Here is an 18,427-nt window from a genome sequence, read left to right as displayed (position 1 = left end):
TTGCTAATACTGATGTTATTGCAGCTGTTAATGTTGTCTTACCGTGGTCTACGTGTCCTATTGTTCCGATATTTACGTGTGGCTTATTTCTTTCAAATTTAGACTTTGCCATTTTTGAATTCCTCCTTAAAATAACTTTTATATAATTAAGCTATCTATTAAGCTTTTTTACCTGCTATTTGTTCTTGAATGCTCTTTGGTACTTCTTCATAATGATCGAATACCATAGTGTAAGTTCCTCTACCTTGAGTTCTTGATCTTAGAGTTGTAGCATAACCAAACATCTCTGAAAGTGGAACGAATGCTCTGATAACTTGAGCTCCATTTAAAGCTTCCATTCCTTCGATTCTTCCTCTTCTTGAGTTAAGGTCACCCATAACATCTCCCATGTACTCTTCTGGCATAGTAACTTCAACCTTCATTGAAGGCTCAAGTAATACTGGGTTTGCTTTAGCCATAGCATTCTTGAATGCCATAGATCCAGCGATCTTAAATGCCATTTCAGATGAGTCAACTTCATGGTATGATCCATGAACTACTTTTACCTTGAAGTTTATAACTGGGTATCCAGCTATAATACCATTCTTAGATGCTTCTTGAATACCATTGTCGATAGCTGGGATATATTCTCTTGGAATAGCTCCTCCAACAACACCATTTTCAAACTTGTATTCTCCTTCAGTTGGTTCCATTTCAATAACGCAATGACCGTATTGTCCTTTACCACCTGATTGCTTAGCATACTTAGCTTCTGCTTTAACAGCAGCTCTAATTGTTTCCTTGTAAGCAACTTGAGGAGCACCTACATTACATTCAACCTTGAATTCTCTTGTAAGTCTATCAACTATAATTTCAAGATGTAGTTCACCCATACCAGCTATAATTGTTTGACCTGTTTCTTGGTTTGTGTAAGTTCTGAATGATGGATCTTCTTCTGCAAGTTTTGCAAGAGCTAAGCCCATCTTTTCTTGACCTGCTTTTGTCTTTGGTTCTATAGCAACATTTATAACTGGTTCTGGGAATTCCATAGACTCAAGAACTATTGGTCTATCTTCATCACATAAAGTATCACCAGTTGTAGTGTTCTTCAAACCGATAACTGCTCCTAATTCACCAGCTTCTAACTCTTCAACTTCTTCTCTAGAATTAGCATGCATCTTAACAAGTCTACCAATTCTTTCTTTCTTATTCTTAGTTGAGTTAAGTACATATGTACCACTCTTCATAACACCAGAATAAATTCTAGTAAATGCTAACTTACCAACGAATGGGTCAGTAGCTATCTTAAATGCAAGTGCTGACATAGGAACATCATCTGATGCTTCTCTTGAATCAGCTTCGCCTTCTAAGCTTGTTCCTTGAACTGGAGGTATATCTAATGGTGATGGTAAGTAATCAACAACTCCATCAATCATTAATTGAACACCCTTATTTTTGTATGAAGAACCACATATACATGGTACTATTTGATTAGCTATAGTAGCTTTTCTTAAAGCTACTTTTAACTCTTCTGCAGTTATTTCTTCACCTTCAAGGTATTTCATCATTAATTCTTCATCAGTTTCAGCTATAGCTTCAACCATTGCAGCTCTATATTCTTCTGCTTGATCTGCTAATTCTGCTGGAATATCTTCTTCTCTTACATCTTTTCCAAGATCATCATAGTAAACTTCAGCCTTATTCTTCAAAAGATCTATTATTCCTTTAAAGTTTTCTTCTGATCCAACTGGTATTTGTATTGGAACAGCATTAGCTTTCAATCTATCTCTAACTGTATTAATACATCTGAAGAAATCTGCTCCAGTTGCATCCATCTTGTTTACATAAATCATTCTTGGAACTCCATACTTATCTGCCTGTCTCCATACAGTTTCAGTTTGAGGTTCAACACCTGATTTTGCATCTAGAACAGTTACAGCACCATCAAGTACTCTAAGAGATCTTTCAACCTCTATTGTAAAATCTACGTGTCCTGGTGTATCTATTATATTTAATTCATGATCTTTCCATACACATGTTGTAGCAGCAGAAGTAATTGTTATACCTCTTTCTTGTTCTTGAACCATCCAGTCCATAGTAGCTGCACCTTCATGAACTTCACCTATTTTATGACTTTTCCCAGTATAGAATAATATACGCTCAGTAGTTGTTGTCTTACCAGCATCTATATGCGCCATTATTCCGAAGTTACGGAATTTTTCTAACGAAAACTTTCTAGCCATGAAACATTTCCTCCTCTCGATTTATGTTATAAATTCGACAAAACTGCTTTGGCACAAGCCAAAACAGTTTTATGATTAGTATCTGTAATGAGCGAATGCTTTGTTAGCCTCAGCCATTCTATGCATATCTTCTCTCTTCTTAACAGCTGCTCCAGTATTATTAGCTGCGTCTAAAAGCTCGTTAGCTAATCTTTCTCTCATGTACTTTTCGCCTCTGTTATTTGAAGCTGCAAGTAACCATCTAAGCGCTAGAGTCTGTCTTCTTTCAGGTCTAACTTCTATCGGAACTTGGTAGTTTGCTCCACCTATTCTTCTAGCCTTTACCTCAAGTAATGGCATGATGTTATTCATAGCTGTTTCAAAAACTTCAATAGCTTCCTTGCCAGTTCTTTGAGCCATGATTTCAAATGCGTCGTAGCATATTTTTTGAGCTACTCCTTTTTTACCATCTTCCATAACACTGTTTATTAGCTTAGTTACAACCTTTGAGTTGTAAACTGGATCTGCTAATACATCTCTCTTTGCAATATGTCCTTTTCTTGGCACTTTTCTTCCCTCCTTAACAATTTAATTTTAAGTTCATCGGTACTCGGTAAATTAATACCGTAAAGCGCTTTGACTTCTGCTATCTAAATAAACTTTTATAAATCTATGTAAATGCTGAAGACATAGCACTGTCAGCAAAAATTATTTTTGCTTTGGTCTCTTAGCACCATATTTTGATCTTGACTGCATTCTGTTAGCTACTCCAGCTGAGTCTAATGCTCCTCTAACTATGTGGTATCTAACACCAGGAAGATCCTTAACTCTTCCACCTCTTATAAGAACAACGCTGTGCTCTTGTAAGTTGTGGCCAACACCTGGAATGTAAGCTGTAACTTCATATCCATTAGTTAATCTAACTCTTGCAACTTTTCTAAGCGCTGAGTTAGGCTTCTTTGGAGTAGTTGTTTTAACAACAGTACAAACTCCTCTTTTTTGAGGACATTCCTTTAGTGCTGGTGCAGTTGATTTGGTTGCTAGTGTCTTTCTGCCTTTTCTTACTAATTGGCTAATAGTTGGCATTCATTTCACCTCCTGAAAGTTTTTGAACTATCTATATAAATATTAGGTGTTCGCTAAGTTACTTTAGGTCATTCTAGCATAAGTGTAGCAGCAGAACCTACTTCTATACCACACATACGACCAAGTTCCTTCATTGTATTAATATACTTTACTTCAACACCATGCTCTCTAGCCAAATCCACTATTGGATTAACTAACTTTTGTTCAGCATCTTTAGCTATATATAGTGTTTTTCCTTCTCCACTTCTCATGGATTTGATACATTGCTTAGTGCCTATAACTTTCTTACCTAAAAGTCTGTCTATCATGAAAATTACCTCCCTAATAAACAGTAACACCGAGGTAAAGCATCAAACTTTACCTCAATGCTATCATGTAGACAAGTTAATCTTGTAGAATTATGCTAAATCACACAAATTGTATTGTATCATCTATCAATTTTACTGTCAATATAATTAATTACTACTCTTCCAAAGCATTTGCAGTCTCTTTTTCAGCTAAACTGCTCTCTGTGCTTAGTTTTACTGATCTGTACCTCATCATACCAGTACCAGCAGGAATTAGTTTACCAATTATTACATTTTCCTTTAATCCAAGTAATGGATCAATCTTACCTTTTATAGCTGCATCAGTTAGAACTCTAGTAGTTTCTTGGAATGATGCTGCAGATAAGAAGCTGTCTGTTGCAAGAGCTGCTTTTGTTATACCAAGAAGAACTTTCTCTCCTTGAGCTAATTCTCCTCCAAAAGCTTGAACTCTTTCATTTTCACCATCAAAATCAAACATATCTATTAATGTACCTGGAAGAAGTTCAGTATCTCCAGATTCAGTTATTTTAACTTTTCTTGTCATCTGTCTAACAACTACTTCTAGATGCTTATCGTTGATATCAACACCTTGTAGTCTATAAACTTTTTGAACTTCATTTAGAAGATATTGTCTAGCTCCATCCACACCCTTAATTGCCATAACATCATGTGGATTTACTGAACCTTCTGTAACTTCATCGCCGGCTTCTACTACGCTTCCATCTGAAACCTTAAGTCTTGATCCAAATGGTATATCGTAGCTATATTCTTCACCTTCATTTGAAGTTACTATAACGGTTCTCTTCTTCTTTGTTTCTTCTACTCTTGCAGTACCTGCTATTTCACTTACTATTGCTAATCCCTTTGGCTTTCTTGCTTCGAACAATTCTTCAACTCTAGGAAGACCTTGAGTTATATCTGCTCCAACAACTCCACCAGTATGGAATGTTCTCATTGTAAGCTGTGTACCAGGCTCACCTATTGATTGAGCTGCTACTATACCTACAGCTTCACCAATGTTGATCTTTTGTGCAGTCGCCATGTTCATACCATAACATCTAGCGCAAACTCCAACTTTAGCTTTACATGTAAATACAGATCTAATTTTTATTTTATTAACTCCAGCAGCAACAATCTTATCTGCCATATCATTTTCAATATAAGTTTGTGCAGGAACTATAAGTTCTTTAGTTGCTGGATTAATTATATCTTCTGCTATATATCTTCCAACAATTCTTTCTTTAATGGTTTCGATTATTTCATTACCATCTTTTATCTCACTTACATATAAACCTTCTTCAGTGCCACAGTCCTCATGTCTTACTATAACATCTTGGCTTACGTCAACAAGTCTTCTTGTTAAGTATCCTGAGTCAGCAGTCTTAAGAGCTGTATCGGCATTACCTTTTCTAGCACCGTGAGTAGATATAAAGTATTCTGATACATCTAGACCTTCTCTAAAAGAAGCTCTAATTGGTAATTCTATAATTTTACCTGATGGACTTGCCATAAGTCCTCTCATACCAGCAAGCTGCTTAATCTGAGATTTAGATCCTCTGGCTCCTGAGTCAGCCATCATGAATATCGGATTGAATTTATCCAAACTATCCATAAGAGCATTCGCAACTTCTTCAGTTGTCTTAGTCCATTTTTCTATAACTCTTTCATATCTTTCTTCTTCAGATATGAATCCTCTTCTATACATCTTCTCTATCTTTTCAATTGTTTCATCTGTTTCTCTTAAAAGTTCATACTTGGCATCTGGTACTATCATATCCGATGCAGCTACTGTTATAGCTCCTATTGTTGAATAGTGATATCCTTGTGCCTTTATTTTATCAAGCATAACAGATGTCTTTGTTGGACCATGAACCATATAACAAGCATCTATAATTTTTCCTAGTGATTTTTTTGTTATCAAGAAATCAACTTCTAGGTTAAATTCATCTGCTGGATTAGTTCTATCAACAAAGCCTAAATCTTGAGGTATAGATTCATTGAATATTATTTTACCAACAGTAGTATAAATGCTACCAGATTTTTTAACTCCATCCACAACCTTAGACATTCTTACAAATATCTTTGCATGGATTTCTATTTCTTTTACTTGGTAAGCCATTATAGCTTCTTCAACTGATGCAAAATGTCTACCTTCTCCTAGAGCTCCATCCTTATCCATTGTTAGATAGTATGAACCTAATACCATATCCTGTGTAGGAACGGATACCGGCTTACCGTCTGATGGCTTAAGTATGTTTCCAGCAGCAAGCATTAAGAATCTTGCTTCTGCTTGAGCTTCTACTGATAAAGGAACATGGACAGCCATTTGGTCTCCATCAAAGTCTGCATTATATGCTGTACATACAAGTGGGTGAAGCTTTATAGCTCTACCTTCTACAAGTACAGGTTGGAAAGCTTGAATTCCAAGTCTATGAAGAGTCGGAGCACGGTTAAGCAACACTGGATGATCTGCAATTACATCTTCAAGTACATCCCATACTTGAGGCATTACTCTTTCTACCATTCTCTTTGCACTCTTTATATTGTGAGCCACTCCATCTTGAACTAGCTTTTTCATTACAAAAGGCTTAAATAATTCTAGAGCCATTTCCTTAGGAAGTCCGCATTGGTACATCTTAAGTTCAGGTCCAACAACTATAACAGATCTTCCTGAGTAGTCAACTCTCTTACCAAGTAGATTTTGTCTAAATCTACCTTGCTTACCTTTTAGCATATCTGATAAAGATTTTAGAGGTCTGTTTCCAGGACCAGTTACTGGTCTTCCTCTTCTACCGTTATCTATTAAAGCATCAACAGCTTCTTGAAGCATTCTCTTTTCATTTCTAACAATTATATCAGGTGCTCCAAGATCTAATAACTTCTTAAGTCTGTTATTTCTGTTAATAACTCTTCTATAAAGATCATTTAAGTCAGATGTTGCAAATCTTCCCCCATCTAATTGAACCATTGGTCTTAAATCTGGAGGTATAACTGGAATCACATCAACAATCATCCACTCAGGATGGTTTCCTGATTTTCTGAATGATTCTATAACTTCAAGTCTTCTTATAACTCTAACTCTTTTTTGTCCAGTGCTTGTTTTTAATTCTTCCTTTAGCTCAACTGATGATCTTTCTAAATCAATTTCAGCTAATAAATCCTTAACTGCTTCAGCACCCATTCCTGCAACAAAGCTTTCTTCACCATATTTATCTACAGCTTCTCTATATTCTTTTTCATTTAGAAGTTGTTTCTTCAATAGTGGTGTTTCCTTTGGATCTATAACTATATAAGATGCAAAGTATAAAACTTTTTCTAATGCTCTTGGGGACATATCAAGTATTAATCCCATTCTAGATGGTATTCCTTTAAAGTACCAAATGTGAGATACTGGGGCAGCAAGTTCTATATGCCCCATTCTCTCTCTTCTAACCTTAGCTTTGGTAACCTCAACACCACATCTATCACAAACAATACCTTTATATCTAACTCTCTTATACTTACCACAATGACATTCCCAGTCTTTTTGCGGTCCAAATATTCTTTCACAGAACAAACCATCTCTTTCTGGCTTTAGCGTTCTATAGTTTATAGTTTCAGGTTTTTTTACTTCACCTCTAGACCATTCTCTTATCTGCTCTGGAGATGCCAATCCTATTTGTAAAGCGTCAAAATTATTTAACTCAAACAAGGGTATATCCTCCCTTCACTTTTAGTGTTCATCATTGAAATCATCAAGTTCTAAGTCTGTATTGAATTCATCAAAATCTAAACTATCGTAATCTATATCTTCTTCAGACTCTTCAGCGCTAGTATAACTATCGTCGACATCTGGAGTTTGTGGCACTATATCTTCAGTACCTTCTATATTTACTTCTAATTCTTCTATATCTTCATCTACAAGTTCTTTAAGCTTAACCTCTTCTTTATCATCATTTAAAACTCTAACGTCTAAACATAAAGCTTGTAATTCTTTGATTAGAACCTTAAATGATTCTGGTACACCTGGCTCAGGAATATTTTCACCTTTAACGATTGATTCGTAAGTCTTAACTCTACCTACAACATCATCTGACTTAACTGTTAAGATTTCCTGAAGTGTATGAGCAGCACCATAAGCTTCTAATGCCCAAACTTCCATTTCACCAAATCTTTGGCCTCCGAACTGAGCTTTACCACCTAGTGGCTGTTGTGTAACCAAAGAATATGGCCCTGTTGATCTAGCATGTATCTTATCATCAACTAAATGGGCAAGTTTTAATATATACATTATTCCAACAGTAACTTCATTATCAAACTCATCTCCGGTTCTACCATCTCTAAGTTTTGTCTTTCCATTTCTGTTGTATCCTGCTTGTTCTAAACAATCTTCTATATCAGTTTCAGTAGCACCATCAAATACAGGAGTTGATATATGCCAACCTAATCTAGATGCAGCCCATCCTAAATGAACTTCTAGTACCTGACCTATATTCATACGTGAAGGAACTCCTAGAGGGTTCAAACAAATCTGAAGTGGTCTTCCATCTGGTAAGAATGGCATATCTTCTTCAGGTAATACTCTAGAGATAACCCCTTTATTACCATGTCTACCAGCCATCTTGTCACCAACTGATATCTTTCTCTTTTGAGCGATATAACATCTTACAAGTTCATTTACTCCTGGAGGCAATTCATCTCCATTTTCTCTTGTAAAGACTTTAACGTCTACTATTATACCAGCTTCTCCGTGAGGAACTCTTAATGAAGTATCTCTAACTTCTCTAGCTTTTTCACCAAATATAGCTCTAAGTAATCTTTCTTCAGCAGTAAGTTCAGTTTCACCCTTAGGTGTTACCTTACCAACAAGAATATCACCTGATCTAACTTCAGCACCTATTCTTATTATTCCTCTGTCATCAAGATCCTTTAAAGCATCTTCTCCTACGTTTGGTATATCTCTAGTTATTTCTTCAGGTCCTAGCTTAGTATCTCTAGCTTCGCATTCATATTCTTCTATATGAATTGAAGTAAAGACATCTTCTCTCACTAATTCTTCAGAAATAAGCATAGCATCTTCATAGTTATATCCTTCCCAAGTTATGAAACCAATTCTTATATTCTTTCCTAGAGCTATTTCTCCAAGATCTGTAGAAGGTCCATCTGCTAATACTGCATTCTTAGCTATCTTCTCTCCCTTTGAGATTATAGGTCTTTGATTTATACAAGTACCTTGGTTACTTCTCTTAAACTTAAGAAGTCTGTAAGTATCTATTCCACCATCGGAATCTCTCTTTATTCTAATTTCATTTGCACTTACGTATATAGCTTCACCAGCGTTTCTAGCCTTAGGTAGAACACCTGAGTCTACTGCTGCTTTAAACTCTATTCCCGTACCAACTACAGGAGCAGCAGGTTTTAAAAGTGGAACCGCCTGACGTTGCATGTTTGATCCCATAAGTGCTCTTGAAGCATCATCATTTTCCAAGAATGGTATCATTGCAGTAGCAACTGAAACTATCTGCCTTGCAGAAACATCTACTAAGTCAACTTCTTCTCTAGGGACAACTAAAACTTCTCCCTTTTCTCTTACTGTTACTCTTTTATCAACAAAGTTTCCTTCTTCATCTATAGGTTCCTTTGCTTGAGCAACTAGGTATTGATCTTCTTCATCTGCAGTGAAATATCTTATTTCATCTGTAGCTTTTCCTGTTTCTTTGTTTACAACTCTATAAGGAGTTTCTATAAATCCATACTCATTAACTCTTGCAAAGGTAGCAAGTGAGTTTATAAGACCTATATTTGGTCCTTCTGGAGTTTCTATAGGACACATTCTACCATAATGAGAATGATGAACGTCTCTTACTTCAAATCCAGCTCTTTCTCTTGAAAGACCTCCTGGTCCAAGAGCTGAAAGTCTTCTCTTATGAGTTAACTCTGAAAGAGGATTTGTTTGATCCATGAATTGAGAAAGCTGTGAACTACCAAAGAACTCTTTAATAGCCGCTGCTACAGGTCTTATATTTATTAATCCACCTGGAGTTAAGCCTTCTTGATCTTGTATAGTCATTCTTTCTTTTACTACTCTTTCCATTCTTGAAAGACCAATTCTAAATTGGTTTTGTAGTAATTCACCAACAGATCTAAGTCTTCTATTTCCTAAGTGGTCTATGTCATCAACATAACCTACACCCCAAGCTAAACCAAGCTCATAGCTTATTGTAGCAAATATATCATCTCTTACAATATGCTTAGGTATAAGTTTATTTATGTTTTTCTTTATAGCTGCCTTTATAGACTCTTCATCTGAATAGTTATCTTTAATCTCTTTTAAAGTTGGGTAATGAACTAATTCTCTAATATTCAAATCATCAGTGTTAAAGTTGAATTGTTTATGTATGTTAACAAAGTGATTACCTATTACTCTAATTACTTTGTCATCAACAATAATATCAACTGCATTAATTCCTGAATCTTGAATCTCTTCTGCCTTAGCTCTTGATATCTTTTCATTCTTTGAAACTAAAACCTCACCAGTTTCAGGATTAACAATATCACTAGCAGCAATTTGATTTGCTACTCTTAAGTTAATTGCTAACTTCTTATTAAACTTGTATCTACCTACTCTTGATAAATCATATCTCTTTGCATCAAAGAACAATGAATCTATAAGTGATACTGCACTATCAACAGTTGGTGGTTCACCTGGTCTTAGTCTCTTGTATATTTCTAGTAAAGCTTCTTCTTTTGTCTTAGTATTGTCTTTTTCAATACTAGCTTTAAATCTTTCATCTTCGCCAAAGTATTCAACAAGTTCTTGATCGCTTCCAAAACCCATAGCTCTTGCTAAGATTGTTATTGGTAATTTTCTTGTCTTATCTATTCTTACATAGATAATATCATTTGAGTCTGTTTCATACTCTAACCAAGCACCTCTGTTTGGTATAACTGTTGAAGAATAAAGTTTCTTACCACTTTTATCAACAGCGAAATTATAGTATACTCCTGGAGATCTTACCAATTGTGAAACTATAACTCTTTCTGCACCATTAATAACAAATGTACCTTGTTCAGTCATCAATGGGAAATCACCCATGAAAACTTCTTGTTCCTTTATTTCACCAGTTTCTTTATTCTGGAGCCTTACTGCAACCTTTAACGGAGCAGCAAATGTTGCATCTCTTTCTTTACACTCTTCTACAGAGTACTTGATATTATCTCTATCAAGTTTGTAGCCTACAAATTCAAGTACAAGATTGCCAGTAAAGTTTCCTATTGGATTTATGTCATCAAATACCTCTTGAAGACCTTCATCTAAAAACCACTGGTATGAATCTAATTGTACCTCAATTAGGTTCGGCATTTCTGCAACATCATTTACCTTTCCAAAGCTCATTCTAGTTCTTTTTCCATTTTGGACAGGATGTACCATCAACTTTCACCCCTTGTATAAACTAAAATAACCAATAAACATAAAAATGCTATTGGAGTTAATACACTGCATCTAATTATTTTGCCTAAATTTTATAATTTAATTCATAACCTTCCAATTTATATACGAAAAGTTATATTTCAATGCAATTAAATATACTACCATAACATTGAATAGTTGTCAATTAAATTTATAAAAATACATTATAATGTATTTATGATAACTTTGCAAACAAAATTTACTAATATTTTTCTGTCAATAGCGCTAATTCATTTTCCCAATGTAAATCCCTAATTTTATTAAATTATGAAACTTAACACATAATTACATGTTAATATTGCATTCAATACTAATCAAATTAAATTTTAGTTAACAAATTAATATAACCTTTAATTTATTTTTCTAAAAAGAAAACCTAGAGTTTTTTCACTCTAGGCTTATCTATTTGACATTATTATTTTTTAACTATATAAACTACATTTTTTTCACCATTTACTACTTCTTTGTTATATGCTAAACTTACAGCTTCGTCTTCAGAAAGATTAGTAAATATTATAGGAGAGATTATAGACTTGGCGTTTGCCTTTATGTAATCTAAATCTACTTTTAAAAGAGATTCGCCCTTTTTAACCTTTTGCCCTGCTTCTGCTAATAGTTCAAATCCTTCTCCTTTTAAATTCATTGTGTCTATACCTATATGAATTAGGAGTTCCCTGCCATTTGAAGCAGTCATGGTTAATGCATGCTTAGTTGGAAATATCGATTCCACAACACCATCTACAGGCGCAACCACTAATCCATCAGTTGGATTTATAGCAAATCCATCACCCATCATTCTTGATGCAAATACATTATCCGGAACTTCGCTTAGATCCAATAACTTTCCTGATATAGGCACTACTATCCTATCATTACTTGAAACTTCTTTAAATTCTATTTCCTTATTAATAACTGTATTTTGCTTAGGTAAATTCCTAATTACTGTTCTACCAGCTATTATGTCACTTATCTGTGACTTTATTATATCTGACATCGGTCCAAATATAGCTTGAATATTGTCACCAACATGCATAACTCCTGCAGCACCTAATCGCTTCAATCTATGGGTATCAACCTTTTTTATATCATTTACTGTAACCCTCAATCTTGTTATACAAGCATCAAGATTCTTAATATTTTCTTTGTTACCAAGTGCAGCAATAATCGCTGCAGCTAAATCATCACCATCTCCATTAAACGTAACATTGTCATCTTCAATTTCCCTTCCTGGGGTCTTTAAATCAAACCTTCTTATCGCAAATCTAAATCCAAAATAATATATAAGCGAGAATACTAAACCTACCGGTATAACTAACCACCATTGTGTTCTATTAGGAATAACACCAAATAGAATATAGTCAATTACTCCACCTGAGAATGTCATACCTATCTTTACATTTAATATATTCATTATCATAAATGACAATCCTGCAAATATACAGTGTATACCAAACAGCACTGGCGCAACGAATAAGAACGAGAATTCTAATGGCTCTGTTATACCTGTTAAGAATGAAGTTAATGCAGCAGAAACCATTATACTGCCTATCACTGCCTTCTTTTCAGGTCTAGCTTCTTGATATATTGCTAATGCAGCTGCTGGAAGCCCAAACATCATGAATACAAACTTACCTGTCATGAAAGTACCTGCAGTAAAAGGAACTCCATCCTTTAACTGGGCCATAAATATATTTTGATCCCCCATCACTAACTGTCCAGATTTATTTGTGTATTCACCAAACTGATACCAGAATGGATTGTAAAATATGTGATGCAAGCCAAAAGGTATTAAAGCTCTTTCAATTATTCCAAATATAAATGCCGCCAATGTCTTATTCGTGTCGATCATTCCACTTGAAAACGCAAATAAACCGTGTTGTATAGGCGGCCATATCAAAGTCATAAGAAGTCCTATTAGTACCGAAATTGCTGCAGTTACTATTGGTACAAATCTTTTCCCCGCAAAGAAACCTAAATATGATGGCAATTCAATCTTGTAATATTTTTTATATAATACAGACGCTACTACGCCTATAATTATTCCACCAAAAACTCCTGTTTGAAGCGTTGGCGTCCCCAATACATTCGCGTACATTGGGTCTTTTAACCTATCTGCACTAACTCCAAGAAAAGTTCCCATTGTAATATTCATAATAAGGAACCCAACTATTGCAGCTAATCCAGCAACACCTTCTCCATCACTTAACCCGACTGCAACACCAACTGCGAATAATAGTGCAAGATTATTAAAAACTACACTACCTGAATTCTCCATTACTGATGCTATAAGCTGGAACCAATGAGCATTTAACGCTGGGACCCTCTCTAAGAATGAAGGATTTCTAAACATATTACCAAAAGCAAGTAATATCCCTGCTGCAGGAAGAAGTGCTACAGGAAGCATTAACGCTTTTCCAACACGTTGTAAAACTCCAAATATTTTTTTCATTTTTTCTCCTTTCAAATTGTAATATTAACGAATGTATCACTTAACAATAAAAGACCCAAGTTTATTGCAAACGAACCTCTAAAACGATATCAATCAAATTAGAGCTACAATAAACTTAGATCTTGCCTGCACACCCAGTAGCAATTCTGCTATTCAATTTTAGTTTTTATTACATTTATCACTCTATGTATATGTAAACTTAGGTATACTAGCTCATCTTCAATAACATCATAGTTATATTTGCTTTCTATAAATGCTTTAATCTTTAATGAACACTTATAAGCGTCTTTATATTTAAATTTAATTATATCTATGAATTCACTATCTGTTTTTTCATTCTTTTCAGCAATAATTACTCTTTTAGCAAAAAACTTTAAGTGAGTTAATAGTCTATCATAATTTAAATCATCTTCTATAAATTCTGTAGAAAAATGATATCTAATTATATTTAAAATATCCCTTACAACATTAGTTAAAATATATGATTCTCCTATATTGTCAGTATAACTTGCATTTACTATATGAAGCGAAATGAACCCAGCTTCATCTAAAGGTAATGAAACATTAAGTTTTTCATTTATATAACCTACTGCCCATTGTCCAATTTTAAACTCTTCCCTATGTACTCTTTTTATTTCCACTAATAAATTATTTTGAACTACTATATCGTTTGCAAGACGCTTTATAGAAAAAGCTATATGGTCAGATAATGCAACATAAATATGATTATCTAGGCTTCTATTCAATCGCTCTTCAGCTTCTTTTACTATATCTCCTGTTATCTGTATAATCTCCATAGGAATTTCTTCTATCAACTTTTTAAACTTATTGCTGTCATTAGGATTATCCATTATAAATATTTTCTCAATTTTGTCATCCTCAATTTCTTGACCTACTTTTTTCTTAAAAGCTAATCCACTTCCCATGAGGATTTTTTCCTGTCTAGTCTTGGGATCTACAGTAATCACAACATTGTTATTCAATATTTTTTCAATGATCATAGATTCCCCCCACTTCCATACCAACTTATTTAATAGTTAAATCAATAAAATACCTAAATTAAAATTAACTATTATATTTTAATAGTTCACTTTAATTTAGGTATTGCCTGCCTATCAGTAACAATCCATATCTATATAATCATCCCATCAAAACAAAGATACCATTTAACACTTTTCTTGTCAATATATATTTATGGCTTCATATACAGTAATCACCAACAACACTCAACTTCTTTTTCAATTGTTATATTAAATGATAAAGACACCGCTTAAAGCAGTGTCTTTATCTTAAAAGACTACTTTACTTCTACAGTAGCTCCAACTTCAGATAACTTAGCTTTCATAGCTTCAGCATCTTCCTTTGAAACGCCTTCTTTAAGTGTCTTAGGAGCTCCGTCAACTATTTCCTTAGCTTCCTTTAATCCAAGACCAGTTATTTCTCTAACAGCCTTTATAACCTTTATCTTTTCTGAACCAGCACTAGCTAATACTACGTCGAATTCAGTCTTTTCTTCTGCAGCAGCAACTGGAGCACCAGCAGCAGCAACTGGAGCAGCAGCACTAACTCCAAATTCTTCTTCGCAAGCCTTTACTAAGTCGTTTAATTCTAAAACAGTCATATTCTTTATAGCTTCAATGATTTGTTCCTTATTCATTATTCGCACCTCCGAAATTTTTCAATTAATTTTATAGTTTAGTTTTTTAAAGACTATTCAGCAGATTCTGCCTCTTTCTTGTCTTTTATAGCACTTAATAAGTAAGCAAGGTTTGATATTGGAGCCTTGAAGCTTCCAAGAAGTTTTGCAATAAGAACTTCTTTTGATGGTATTGATGCAAGTTGGTTAACCTTATCTTGATCAAATATTTCTCCATCAACTATACCAGCCTTAAGCTCAAGTTTCTTATGAGTTTTAGCAAAATCAGCTAAAATTCTTGCTGGAGCTGTAACATCTTCGTAACCGAATGCTATTGAAACTGGCCCTTCTAAGTATTGAACTATACCTTCATGGCCAAGCTCTTTAGCTGCTAATGTTACCATACTGTTTTTATAAACCTTATATTCTACACCAGCTTCTCTTAATGCTTTTCTTAATTCAGTATCTTCTTCAACTGTTAGACCTTGATAGTCTGAAAGAATAACTGATTGAGCTTTTTCTAACTTTTCTTTAATTTCAGCAACTTTTGCTTCTTTTAATTCTCTATTCTTGTTCATTACTGTGTGTCCACCTCCTCACAGTCTAAAACTGCTTTATATAAATAAGAAAGGTCTTTCCGTAGATACGAAAAGACCATTACAAACACTGTATTGGAACCCTCGGCAGGTTGTTTTACGTTATGCTTACGCACCCACTGTCTACGGAAATATTATTCTCTTTTAACAACAAAAATTATTATACTAGATTAATATCATCAAGTCAATACTATTCTAAAACTTTTGTTGGGTTAACTTTAACTCCAGGTCCCATTGTAGCTGCTAGTGATACTGACTTAACGTATTGTCCTTTTGCAGCTGATGGCTTAGCTTTTATAATAGCTTCCATTAAAGTGTGGAAGTTATCTGCTAACTTTTCTACGCCGAATGAAGCCTTTCCTATTGGACAGTGAACTATAGCAGTTTTATCAACTCTATATTCAACCTTACCAGCTTTAATTTCAGCAATAGCCTTAGCAACATCAAATGTTACAGTACCTGACTTAGGGTTTGGCATTAATCCCTTAGGTCCTAAAACTCTACCTAATCTACCAACAACACCCATCATATCTGGAGTAGCTACAACTACATCATAATCGAACCAGTTTTCGCCTTGGATCTTTGAAACTAATTCTTCAGCTCCAACGAAATCTGCTCCTGCAGCTTCTGCTTCTTTAGCTTTATCGCCTTTAGCAAAAACTAATACTTTAACAGTCTTACCAGTTCCGTGTGGAAGAACAACTGCTCCTCTAACTTGTTGGTCAGCGTGTCTAGGGTCAACCCCTAATCTTACATGAATTTCTACAGTTTCATCAAATTTAGCTTTAGCTGTCTTTATTGATAATTCTAAAGCTTCTGCTGGTGAATATAACGCGCTCTTATCAACTAACTTTGCGCTTTCTACGTACTTCTTACCCATTTTATAAGCCTCCTTTGTGGTATTAACGGTAAGTACCTCCCACCGATTAAGTGAATATTATTCTTCTACAACTACGCCCATGCTTCTAGCAGTACCTGCTATCATGCTCATAGCAGCTTCTACTGATGCAGCGTTTAAGTCTGGCATCTTCAATTCAGCTATTTTTCTAACTTGTTCTTTTGTTATCGTACCAACTTTAGTTCTGTTTGGTACTCCTGAACCGCTTTCTAATCCTAGCTCCTTCTTTATAAGAACGGCAGCTGGAGGAGTTTTAAGAATAAAGCTGAAAGATCTATCTTGATATACAGTAATAACAACTGGTATTATAAGACCAGCTTTATCAGCTGTTTTTGCATTGAACTCTTTACAGAATCCCATAATGTTTACACCGTGTTGTCCTAAAGCTGGACCAACTGGTGGTGCTGGTGTTGCCTTTCCTGCAGGAAGTTGTAATTTAATCATTCCTGTTACTTTCTTAGCCATGAGTTATTCCTCCTATACTGTGGTAATTTCGGACATACGCCCTCCCACTTGATTAAGACGTTAGTCTGATTGTTAATCTAATTTTTCAACTTGATGGAAATCTAGTTCAGCAAGAGTCTCTCTGCCAAACATATCAACCAAGGCCTTAACCTTGTGCTTTTCCGGATTTATTTCTTGAATAGTCGCCATAAAATCTTTTAAAGGACCAGAAACAATCCTAATTGATTCTCCTACCTCTAAGTTAATTTCTATTGGAGCTTCATTTACTCCCATAGATTCTACCTCTTCATCGGTAAGCGGCACTGGTTTTGATCCAGGTCCAACGAATCCTGTAACTCCTCTAGTATTTCTAACTACATACCATGAGTCATCAGTCATCATCATTTTCACTAACACATATCCTGGGAACTTCTTCTTCTGAGTTACTTTTTGCTTACCATCTTTTTCTTCAATTACTTCTTCCATCGGTACTTGAACGTCTTGAATAAATGATTGAAGATTTCTGTTTTCAATGGCTTTTTCAAGGTTAGCTTTAACCTTATTCTCATAGCCAGAATATGTGTGTACTACGTACCATCTAGCTCTTTCACTCATAATTTATCAGATGGATATAAGTCCATCCAACCTCCCTCTTATTTCTTAAGTTTAAAAAGTAAATCAAAGAGGTTTTGTAATATGAAGTCTACTCCGCCAACTAGTACCATATATACTAGAGCGAAAATCACTACTGCTATAAACGCCTTCTTTAATTCGTCTTTGGATGGCCAAGTTATTCTACTAACTTCAGCCTTAACCTCTCTTAAAAACTTAAATAGGCCCGCTTCTTTTTTAGCTTCAACCTGTTTAATCTTCCCATTTACAGCCATAAATTCACATCCTTAAACAAAGTGTGTAAAATTTAATTACTTTGTCTCTCTATGAAGAGTATGCTTCTTGCAGAACTTGCAGTATTTCTTCATTTCTAATCTATCTGGGTCATTCTTCTTGTTCTTCATTGAATTATAGTTTCTTTGCTTACATTCTGTGCATGCTAAAGTTACTTTCACTCTCATGATCTGCACCTCCAGTCAAATAAATAATGGGCATAAAAAAATAAACTCTTTTTTTATAATGAGTTTGTTACTCAATTAACTTATCATAAATAGCGTATCATGTCAAGAAATCATGATTATTTAAAGGACTAGGTATTAAACCCAGCCCTCACATAAGATGATCTTAACCGATAATGCTAGTAACAACACCTGAACCTACAGTTCTTCCACCTTCTCTTATAGCGAATCTTAATCCTTCATCCATCGCTACTTGAGTGATTAGTTCAACGTTCATGTCGATGTGGTC

At 34.7% G+C, this 18,427-nt stretch carries 17 protein-coding genes and 1 other annotated feature; all 17 genes read right to left on the bottom strand.

Translation table 11 applies throughout. The annotated features are described in order from the left end of the window. Nucleotides 1-112: GTP-binding protein (locus OCU55_RS23400; RefSeq protein WP_261854617.1), on the bottom strand; the 112-nt coding region annotated here is incomplete at its 3' end. 46 nt (nt 113-158) lie between these two features. Continuing rightward, a complete protein-coding gene (fusA, locus tag OCU55_RS23395; RefSeq protein ID WP_261854672.1) occupies nt 159-2,222 on the bottom strand; it encodes an elongation factor G in 2,064 nt (687 codons plus the stop codon). Between the two features lie 75 nt (nt 2,223-2,297). Then, nucleotides 2,298-2,768 (bottom strand): 30S ribosomal protein S7, encoded by a 471-nt coding sequence (gene rpsG / locus OCU55_RS23390; protein WP_183279214.1) that lies wholly within the window; start codon nt 2,766-2,768, stop codon nt 2,298-2,300. A 141-nt stretch (nt 2,769-2,909) separates the two neighbouring features. Further along, nucleotides 2,910-3,287 (bottom strand): 30S ribosomal protein S12, encoded by a 378-nt coding sequence (gene rpsL, locus OCU55_RS23385; protein WP_200267281.1) that lies wholly within the window; start codon nt 3,285-3,287, stop codon nt 2,910-2,912. 68 nt (nt 3,288-3,355) lie between these two features. Continuing rightward, nucleotides 3,356-3,595 (bottom strand): ribosomal L7Ae/L30e/S12e/Gadd45 family protein, encoded by a 240-nt coding sequence (locus tag OCU55_RS23380; protein WP_261854671.1) that lies wholly within the window; start codon nt 3,593-3,595, stop codon nt 3,356-3,358. Between the two features lie 154 nt (nt 3,596-3,749). Next, nucleotides 3,750-7,286 carry a DNA-directed RNA polymerase subunit beta' gene (rpoC, locus tag OCU55_RS23375; protein WP_261854670.1) on the bottom strand — a complete coding sequence of 1,179 codons (3,537 nt, stop codon included), beginning with the start codon at nt 7,284-7,286 and terminating at the stop codon, nt 3,750-3,752. 21 nt (nt 7,287-7,307) lie between these two features. Beyond that, complete coding sequence (gene rpoB / locus OCU55_RS23370) at nt 7,308-11,006, bottom strand: DNA-directed RNA polymerase subunit beta (protein WP_261854669.1); 3,699 nt, start codon at nt 11,004-11,006, stop codon at nt 7,308-7,310. Nucleotides 11,007-11,460: 454 nt separating this feature from the next. Next, entirely contained in the window at nt 11,461-13,494 is a 2,034-nt protein-coding gene (ptsG, locus tag OCU55_RS23365) for a glucose-specific PTS transporter subunit IIBC (RefSeq protein ID WP_261854668.1), read from the bottom strand. A gap of 149 nt (nt 13,495-13,643) precedes the next feature. After that, nucleotides 13,644-14,495 carry a BglG family transcription antiterminator LicT gene (gene licT / locus OCU55_RS23360; protein WP_261854667.1) on the bottom strand — a complete coding sequence of 284 codons (852 nt, stop codon included), beginning with the start codon at nt 14,493-14,495 and terminating at the stop codon, nt 13,644-13,646. 296 nt (nt 14,496-14,791) lie between these two features. Then, nucleotides 14,792-15,151: a 50S ribosomal protein L7/L12 gene (gene rplL, locus OCU55_RS23355; protein WP_206871108.1), complete on the bottom strand. Its 360-nt coding sequence runs from the start codon at nt 15,149-15,151 to the stop codon at nt 14,792-14,794. Between the two features lie 53 nt (nt 15,152-15,204). After that, on the bottom strand, nt 15,205-15,708 hold the full coding sequence (gene rplJ / locus OCU55_RS23350) for a 50S ribosomal protein L10 (protein WP_261854666.1): 504 nt from the start codon (nt 15,706-15,708) through the stop codon (nt 15,205-15,207). A gap of 37 nt (nt 15,709-15,745) precedes the next feature. Continuing rightward, nucleotides 15,746-15,873, bottom strand: a sequence feature (ribosomal protein L10 leader region). 43 nt (nt 15,874-15,916) lie between these two features. After that, complete coding sequence (rplA, locus tag OCU55_RS23345) at nt 15,917-16,606, bottom strand: 50S ribosomal protein L1 (RefSeq protein ID WP_261854665.1); 690 nt, start codon at nt 16,604-16,606, stop codon at nt 15,917-15,919. 57 nt (nt 16,607-16,663) lie between these two features. Then, nucleotides 16,664-17,089, bottom strand: a complete 426-nt coding sequence (gene rplK, locus OCU55_RS23340) for a 50S ribosomal protein L11 (protein ID WP_261854664.1) — start codon at nt 17,087-17,089, stop codon at nt 16,664-16,666. A gap of 72 nt (nt 17,090-17,161) precedes the next feature. Further along, nucleotides 17,162-17,683: a transcription termination/antitermination protein NusG gene (gene nusG / locus OCU55_RS23335; RefSeq protein WP_183279224.1), complete on the bottom strand. Its 522-nt coding sequence runs from the start codon at nt 17,681-17,683 to the stop codon at nt 17,162-17,164. 38 nt (nt 17,684-17,721) lie between these two features. Beyond that, the gene (gene secE, locus OCU55_RS23330; protein WP_261854663.1) at nt 17,722-17,955 is read right to left on the bottom strand and encodes a preprotein translocase subunit SecE; all 234 of its coding nucleotides are present in this window, start codon (nt 17,953-17,955) and stop codon (nt 17,722-17,724) included. Between the two features lie 36 nt (nt 17,956-17,991). Continuing rightward, entirely contained in the window at nt 17,992-18,141 is a 150-nt protein-coding gene (gene rpmG / locus OCU55_RS23325; RefSeq protein WP_128211257.1) for a 50S ribosomal protein L33, read from the bottom strand. A 163-nt stretch (nt 18,142-18,304) separates the two neighbouring features. After that, nucleotides 18,305-18,427: EF-Tu C-terminal domain-related protein (locus tag OCU55_RS23320; RefSeq protein WP_486598820.1), on the bottom strand; the 123-nt coding region annotated here is incomplete at its 5' end.

Source organism: Clostridium folliculivorans, from assembly GCF_024341905.1.
GTDB classification, from domain to species: domain Bacteria; phylum Bacillota; class Clostridia; order Clostridiales; family Clostridiaceae; genus Clostridium_AR; species Clostridium_AR folliculivorans.
Note: the sequence above shows the minus strand (reverse complement) of the source record. Positions and strands in the feature narration are given on the sequence as shown.

Coding starts and splice junctions, on each gene's coding strand:
- fusA (WP_261854672.1), bottom strand. CDS start 2,222: ATGGCTAGAAAGTTTTCGTTAGAAAAATTCCGTAACTTCGGAATAATG.
- rpsL (WP_200267281.1), bottom strand. CDS start 3,287: ATGCCAACTATTAGCCAATTAGTAAGAAAAGGCAGAAAGACACTAGCA.
- OCU55_RS23380 (WP_261854671.1), bottom strand. CDS start 3,595: ATGATAGACAGACTTTTAGGTAAGAAAGTTATAGGCACTAAGCAATGT.
- rpoB (WP_261854669.1), bottom strand. CDS start 11,006: ATGGTACATCCTGTCCAAAATGGAAAAAGAACTAGAATGAGCTTTGGA.
- ptsG (WP_261854668.1), bottom strand. CDS start 13,494: ATGAAAAAAATATTTGGAGTTTTACAACGTGTTGGAAAAGCGTTAATG.
- licT (WP_261854667.1), bottom strand. CDS start 14,495: ATGATCATTGAAAAAATATTGAATAACAATGTTGTGATTACTGTAGAT.
- rplL (WP_206871108.1), bottom strand. CDS start 15,151: ATGAATAAGGAACAAATCATTGAAGCTATAAAGAATATGACTGTTTTA.
- rplJ (WP_261854666.1), bottom strand. CDS start 15,708: ATGAACAAGAATAGAGAATTAAAAGAAGCAAAAGTTGCTGAAATTAAA.
- rplA (WP_261854665.1), bottom strand. CDS start 16,606: ATGGGTAAGAAGTACGTAGAAAGCGCAAAGTTAGTTGATAAGAGCGCG.
- rplK (WP_261854664.1), bottom strand. CDS start 17,089: ATGGCTAAGAAAGTAACAGGAATGATTAAATTACAACTTCCTGCAGGA.
- nusG (WP_183279224.1), bottom strand. CDS start 17,683: ATGAGTGAAAGAGCTAGATGGTACGTAGTACACACATATTCTGGCTAT.
- secE (WP_261854663.1), bottom strand. CDS start 17,955: ATGGCTGTAAATGGGAAGATTAAACAGGTTGAAGCTAAAAAAGAAGCG.
- rpmG (WP_128211257.1), bottom strand. CDS start 18,141: ATGAGAGTGAAAGTAACTTTAGCATGCACAGAATGTAAGCAAAGAAAC.